General features: G+C 68.9%; 6 protein-coding genes. All 6 read right to left on the bottom strand.

Going from position 1 to position 7,010, the window contains the following annotated elements; translation table 11 throughout:
• Positions 1–119: 119 nt before the first annotated feature.
• Complete coding sequence (gene ugpC / locus AAHM41_RS37715; protein WP_342241776.1) at positions 120–1,202, bottom strand: sn-glycerol-3-phosphate ABC transporter ATP-binding protein UgpC; 1,083 nt, start codon at positions 1,200–1,202, stop codon at positions 120–122.
• On the bottom strand, positions 1,202–2,050 hold the full coding sequence (gene ugpE, locus AAHM41_RS37710) for a sn-glycerol-3-phosphate ABC transporter permease UgpE (RefSeq protein WP_342241775.1): 849 nt from the start codon (positions 2,048–2,050) through the stop codon (positions 1,202–1,204). Before ugpE ends, ugpC begins: the two co-directional genes overlap by 1 nt.
• Positions 2,047–2,931 carry a sn-glycerol-3-phosphate ABC transporter permease UgpA gene (gene ugpA / locus AAHM41_RS37705; protein ID WP_342241774.1) on the bottom strand — a complete coding sequence of 295 codons (885 nt, stop codon included), beginning with the start codon at positions 2,929–2,931 and terminating at the stop codon, positions 2,047–2,049. Before ugpA ends, ugpE begins: the two co-directional genes overlap by 4 nt.
• Before the next feature lie 225 nt (positions 2,932–3,156).
• The gene (gene ugpB / locus AAHM41_RS37700; protein WP_342241773.1) at positions 3,157–4,458 is read right to left on the bottom strand and encodes a sn-glycerol-3-phosphate ABC transporter substrate-binding protein UgpB; all 1,302 of its coding nucleotides are present in this window, start codon (positions 4,456–4,458) and stop codon (positions 3,157–3,159) included.
• A gap of 136 nt (positions 4,459–4,594) precedes the next feature.
• Entirely contained in the window at positions 4,595–6,091 is a 1,497-nt protein-coding gene (gene glpK, locus AAHM41_RS37695) for a glycerol kinase GlpK (RefSeq protein ID WP_342241772.1), read from the bottom strand.
• Between the two features lie 108 nt (positions 6,092–6,199).
• Positions 6,200–6,763 carry a regulatory protein RecX gene (locus tag AAHM41_RS37690; protein WP_342241771.1) on the bottom strand — a complete coding sequence of 188 codons (564 nt, stop codon included), beginning with the start codon at positions 6,761–6,763 and terminating at the stop codon, positions 6,200–6,202.
• Between the last annotated feature and the right edge of the window lie 247 nt (positions 6,764–7,010).

The raw sequence follows: 7,010 nt of genomic DNA, 5'->3' as shown, positions 1-7,010 counted from the left end.
CCCCCTGCCCCCTCCCGCGAGGGGAGGGGGGACTAAAAAGGAACGGCTTCAGCCATTTTGAAAAGGTCTCGCAAGCGGAAGAGGCAATCTGTTCGCATACCTGCCAGGTCGATCTGGCTTCACCCCAGCGCGCGGCCGGTGTCGGGGTCGAACAGGTGCAGCTGGTCCTCCGGCACGGCGAAGGCCAGGCGGTCGCCGCCGCGTACCGGCACCACGCCGGGCAGCCGGGCCAGCAGCGTTGCGCCGTCGCCCAGCCGGCCATGCAGCACCGTGTCGGCGCCCAGCGCCTCGACCAGCTCGACCGCGACCTCCAGCCGGTGCTCGGGGTCGGCCGGGCCGTCCAGGGTCAGATGCTCCGGCCGGATGCCGGCCAGGATACTGCGCCCGCCCAGCCCCGCCGCCCGCTTCGTGGCGACGCGCTGGCCGCCGGGCAGCACCACGCCGTGGCCGTCCGCCGTCACCGTCGCCGGCAGGAAATTCATCGCCGGCGAACCGATGAAGCCGGCGACGAAGACCGAGGCCGGCCTCAGATAGATCTCCAGCGGCGGGGCGATCTGCTCGGCCGCACCGCCATTCATCACCATGATCCGGTCGGCCAGCGTCATGGCCTCGACCTGGTCATGGGTGACGTACAGGCTGGTGACGCCCAGGCGCGACTGCAGCCGCTTGATCTCGATCCGCATCTGGGTGCGCAGCTTGGCGTCCAGGTTGGACAGCGGCTCGTCGAACAGGAACACGGCCGGCTCGCGCACGATGGCGCGGCCCATGGCGACGCGCTGGCGCTGGCCGCCGGACAGCTGCCGCGGCTTGCGCTCCAAGAGGGCCGACAGCTCCAGCGTCTGCGCCGCCGCGCGCACGCGGCTGTCGATCTCGGCCTTGGACAGGCCCTGGATGCGCAGCCCGTACGCCATGTTGTCATAGACCGACATATGCGGGTACAGGGCATAGTTCTGGAACACCATGGCGATGTTCCGGTCCTTCGGCTCGAGCTTGTTCACCACCCGGCCGCCGATCGCGATCTCGCCGCCGCCGATGCTCTCCAGCCCCGCCACCATGCGCAGCAGGGTCGACTTGCCGCAGCCGGACGGGCCCAGCATGACCAGGAACTCGCCGTCGGCGATGGCGCAGTCGATGCCCTTGATGGTCTCCTGCGCGGCGCCGGGATAGGTCTTGCGGACCTGGCGGATCTCGACGGTGGCCATTATTTCTCGCTCTCGATCAGGCCTTTGACGAACCAGCGCTGCATCACGAGGACAACCAACACCGGCGGGATGATGGCCAGGATCGTGGTCGCCATCACCAGGTTCCATTCGGTGTCGGCATCGGCGAAGGAGATCATCTTGCGCAGCGCGATGATGATCGTGTTCATCGCATTGTCGTTGGTCACCAGGAGCGGCCAGAGATACTGGGTCCAGCCATAGATGAAGGTGATCACGAACAGCGCCGCGATGTTGGTGCGCGACAGCGGCAGCAGGATGTCGCGCAGGAAGCGCAAGGGGCCGGCGCCGTCGATCCGCGCCGCCTCCACCAGCTCGTCCGGGATGGTCAGGAAGAACTGGCGGAACAGGAAGGTGGCGGTGGCCGAGGCCATCAGCGGCACGGTCAGCCCGGCATAGCTGTCGATCAGGCCGAGATCCACGATCACCTGGTAGGTCGGCACGATGCGCACCTCGACCGGCAGCATCAGCGTGACGAAGATCATCCAGAAGAACACCAGCCGCAGCGGGAAGCGGAAGAACACGATGGCGTAGGCCGACAGCAGCGAGATCACGATCTTGCCGACCGCGATGGCGAGGGCGACGACGGTCGTGTTCCACAGCACCCGGACCATGTCGACGCCGCCGATCCGGCCCGACCCGCCGAACAGGGCGCCGCCGTAATTGGCCAGGAACTCGCCGCCCGGCACCAGCGGCAGCGGCGGCGACAGGATCGCCTGGGTCGGGTAGGTCGAGGCGATGAAGGTGTAGTAGACCGGGAAGGCGACCAGCACGATCCCGACGATCAGGACGAAATGGGCGAGCAGGGTGCCCAGCGGGCGGTTCTCGATCATGCGTAATGCACCCGGCGCTCGACATAGCGGAACTGGACGAAGGTCAGCGCGATCACCAGCACCATCAGGATCACCGACTGGGCGGACGAGACGCCCATCTGCTGGTTGACGAAGCCGTCATTGTAGACCTTGTAGACCAGGATCTCGGTCGACTTGCCGGGGCCGCCGCCGGTCACGGCGTGGATGATGCCGAACGTGTCGAAGAAGGCGTAGACGGTGTTGACCACCAGCAGGAAGAACGACACCGGCGAGATCAGCGGGAAGACGATGGTGCGGAAGCGGTGGGCCGGCCCGGCGCCGTCGATCGCCGCGGCCTCGATCAGGCTTTTCGGGATCGCCTGCAGCCCGGCCAGGAAGAACAGGAAATTGTAGCTGATCTGCTTCCAGGCGGCCGCCGCCACCACCAGCGTCATCGCCTGGCCGCCGTTCAGCAGCGGGTTCCAGTCGAAGCCGGCCTGGCGCAGCAGCACCGCCAGCGTGCCCATCGACGGGTTGAACAGGAACAGCCACAGCATGCCGGCGATCGCCGGGGCGATGGCGTAGGGCGACAGCAGCAGGGTGCGGTACAGGCCCTGGCCGCGCACCACCCGGTCGGCCATCACCGCCAGCAGCAGCGCCACCACCAGGGCCGAGACCGCGACCGCCAGCGAGAACACCACGGTGACCTGCAGCGAGTTCAGATAGGCCGGGTCGGCCAGCACCCGGCCGAAATTGTCCAGCCCGACGAAGCGGGTTCTCAGGCCGAAGGGATCCTCGCGCAGCATCGACTGGCGGATCGCCTGGGCGGCCGGCCAGAAGAAGAACACCAGAGTGATCGCGATCTGCGGCGCCACCAGCAGATAGGGCAGGACGGTGTTCGGGAAGATCGCGCGACGATTCATACGGGGTGGGTCATGGTGTTGTTGGTCTTCCCCTTTGCCGCGAAGACAGGAGGGGGCGGACAGCCGCCCTCTTCACTGGCCTTAGAGGCCGTTTGGAAACGCGCTGGTGTGAGTCGGCTGGCGGTGGTTTCGAGAACCGGAGCGCAGCGGACGTTGGTCCGTGAGCACCGGAAGCTTCGAGTCCGCCGTCAGACGGCCGCACCAGTAGCGTTTACAAATGGTCTCTTACAGGTCCGCGGCTTCCTTGATCGCAGCGTTGGCGCGCTCGACCGCCTTGTCGAGCGCGGTCTTGGCGTCCTGCTGGCCGTTCAGCATCAGCTCCAGCTCCTCGTTGATGATGTCGCGGACCTGAGGCAGGTTGATCACCCGCACGCCCTTCGAGTTCTCGGTCGGCGCCTTGCCCATCATCTGCAGGATCGGGATCTCGCGGGCCGGGTTCTTCTCGTAGAAGCCGGATTTCTTGGTGTCCTCATAGGCCGCCATGGTGATCGGCAGGTAGCCGGATTTCTGGTGCAGCCGGGCCTGGATCGGGGTCTGCGACAGGAACTCGAAGAACTTGGCCACGCCCTTGTATTCGGCCTCGGGATGGCCGGCCAGGACCCACAGGCTGGCGCCGCCCGGGATGGTGTTCTGCGGCGCGCCCGCGGCCTCCGGATAATAGGGCAGGGCGCCGTTGCCGAAATTGATGCCCGACTTCACCACGTCGCCCAGACCGCCCGAGGATTCGGTCATCATGGCGCATTCGCCGCTGGTGAACTTGATCTTGGCCTCGGAGGTGCGGCCGCCATAGGAGAACACGCCGGCCTTCTGCAGGTCGGCGATGGTCTGGAAGTGGCGGACATTGAGGTCGCTGTTGATCAACAGCTGCGGGTCCAGCCCGGCCAGGCCGTTCTGCAAGGTGGCGTAGGGCACGTTGTTCCAGGCGGCGAAGTTCTCGAGCTGGATCCAGGTCAGCCAGGTCGAGGTGAAGCCGCAGGGCCAGCCCGCCGCCTTGATCTTCCTGGCGGCGTCGAACAGCTCCGGCCAGGTCTTGGGCGGCGCAGTCTCGTCCAGCCCCGCCTTCTTGAAGGCGTCCTTGTTGTAATAGAGGATCGGCGAGGAGCTGTTGTAGGGGAAGGACAGCAGCTCGCCATCGGCGGTGCTGTAATAGCTGACCACGCCGCCGAGATATTGCGACTTGTCGAAGGTCACGCCGTCGGCCTGCAGCACCTTGGCCACCGGGACCACGGCGCTCGCCGCCGCCATCATGGTGCCGGTGCCGGCGTCGAACACCTGCAGGATGTGCGGCGGCTGGCCGGCGCGGTAGGCGGCTATGCCGGCGTTCAGCGTCTCCGGATAGGTGCCCTTGAACACCGGCACGAGCTTGTAGTCGGCCTGGCTGTCGTTGAACTCCTTGGCCAGGGTCTCGACCACCTCGTTGTTCGCTCCGGTCATGGCGTGCCACCACTGGATCTCGGTGGCGGCGAAAGCGGGCAGGCTGAGGGTCAGGGCCGCGGCGGCGGCGGCCGTGGCAAGGCGCAGTGTCATGGCGACTCTCCCCGAATGTTCTGGTCTCGGCGCTCTATGGGCGCCGCATCCCAGAACCATGCCAGGGCGCCGGGGCTTTTGCGACAATTTTCATATCCGCGCATCGAGGCGCGTTTCCGCGCCCCTGCGGCAGCCGTCAGCGCGAAGAGCTCCGGGCCCGCTTCACCGCCTTCTGCCAGCCTTCGTACAGCCGGGCGCGGGTGCCGGCCGGCATCGACGGCTCGAACAGCCGGTCGCGCTGCCAGGCCTCGGCCACCGCATCGACCGAGGGGTAGACCCCTGCGGTCAGGCCGGCGAGATAGGCGGCGCCCAGCGCCGTGGTCTCGATCACCTTCGGCCGCTCGACCGGGGTGTCCAGCATGTCGGCCAGCATCTGGCACAGCCAGTCATTCGCCACCATGCCGCCGTCGACGCGCAGCGCCTGCGGCCGGGCGCCGCCATCGGCCGCCATCGCCTCCATCAGGTCGCGGGTCTGGAAGGCCACCGCCTCCAGCGCGGCGCGGGCGATGTGCGCGGCGCTGGAATCCCGGGTCAGGCCCACCACCGTCCCCCGCGCGTCGGGGTCCCAATGCGGCGCGCCGAGGCCGGTGAAGGCCGGCACAAGATAGACCCCGGCGGAATCCTCGACCGACCGGGCCAGGGTCTCGCTCTCGGCCGCGCTCTTGATGATCTTCAGCCCGTCGCGCAGCCATTGGATGGTGGCGCCGGCGCTGAAGATCGCGCCCTCGATGGCGTAGGTCGGGCGGCCGTTCACCCGGTACGCGGTGGTGGTCAGCAGGCGGTGCCGCGAGATCTTGGGCTTGTCGCCGATGTTGAGCAGGGCGAAGCAGCCGGTGCCGTAGGTCGACTTGATCATGCCCGGCTTGAAGCAGGCCTGGCCGAAGGTCGCGGCCTGCTGGTCGCCGGCCATGCCGGTGATCGGGATGGCGGCGCCGAACAGGATCCTGTCGGTGGTGCCGAAATGATGCGCGTTGTCGTGCACCTCCGGCAGGATCGCGCGCGGCACCCGGAACAGGGCCAGCAACTCGTCGTCCCAGGCCTGGGTCCGGATGTTGAACAGCATGGTGCGGCTGGCATTGGTGGCATCGGTCGCATGCACCCGGCCGCCGGTCAGCCGCCACAGCAGGAAGCTGTCGACCGTGCCGAAGGCCAGTTCCCCGGCCTCGGCCCGCCGCCTGGCGTCCGGGACGTTGTCCAGGAGCCAGGTCAGCTTGGTGGCGGAGAAGTAGGAATCGATGATCAGGCCGGTCTTGGCCTGCACCGCGGTTTCGTGCCCGGCGGCGGCCAGCTCGCGGCAGAAGGCGGCGGCGCGCCGGTCCTGCCAGACGATGGCGTAGTGCAGTGCCCGGCCGGTCTGGCGGTCCCACAGCACCGTGGTCTCGCGCTGGTTGGTGATGCCGATGGCGGCGATGTGGTCGGCGGTCAGCCGGGCCCGGGCGATGGCGTCGCGGCAGGCCGAGACGGTGTCGGCCCAGATCCCCTCCGGGTCGTGCTCGACCCAGCCGTCGGCCGGGTAGATCTGGCGCAGCTCGCGCTGGGCGCTGGCCACCGGCCGGCCCTGCGGGTCGAACACGATCGCCCGGGTCGATGTCGTCCCCTGGTCGATCGCCAGGACATATGTGCGTCGCCGCATCTCGCCTTCCCCTGTCCTGACCATGTTCGGAAAGCACTATCCGAAGCGCGTTTCCGAACGTCAATGCACCACCACGGTCCCCCGGCGACGGCGGATCGATCCGTCGCCCTAGTCCTCCGGCGCCTCCAGCGCCGCGACGTCCGGCGCGTCCACCACCGCCCGGCACAGGCCGGGGGCGAAGCCGGCCCGGGCCAGCGCCGCCAGGTCGCGCATCCGGTGCGCGGCCCGGTCGCCTTCGGCCCGGAACGGCCCCAGCCGGCGCCGGCGCGCCAGCCGGATCGCCGCCGCCCGGTCCGGATCCGTCCCGGGCGCGCCGCCATACAGGGACAGGGCCTCGGCCGCAACTGTCTCGTCGATGCCGGCCTCGCGCAGCTTGACCCGGATCGCCCGGGTCGACCGGCCGCGCCGGGCCAGGCCGGCGATCCGCATCTCGGCGAATTGCGCATCGTCCAGCAGCTTCGACCTGGCCATGCGGTCCAAGAGCGCCGTGATCCGCGCCTCCACCGCCTCGACATCGACCTCGGCCCCGGCCTGCCGGGCGCGCCGGATCCGGCGCTGCAGCACCCGGCGCAGCTGGCCGGTCGAGGCGGCATAGCGGCCGAGATAGTCCAGCGCCGCCCGCTCCAGGGCGGCGTCGTCGAGCGCGGGCGGTCGGCGGGGCGGTCGGTCCATGCGCGACACTGCCGCGCCGGGGCGGCCGGTGCCAAGCAGGACTTGTTTGCGAAGTCCCATTGTTACAGCCGGCCTGTGCCCTTTTACTCTCCCCCTCCCCCCGCGGGAGGGGGTAGGGGGAGGGGGTCTTTCGGCTCGACCCGCCTGGACTGTCGCAAACCGGTAGGGACGGCGAGCCCGGCTCTCTGCCCATTCGCGCGCGGACGCGCGCAGACCCCGCCCCCAGCCCCCCCCCCCCCCCGGGGGG

Source organism: Inquilinus sp. OTU3971, assembly GCF_038440215.1.
Note: the sequence above shows the minus strand (reverse complement) of the source record. Positions and strands in the feature narration are given on the sequence as shown.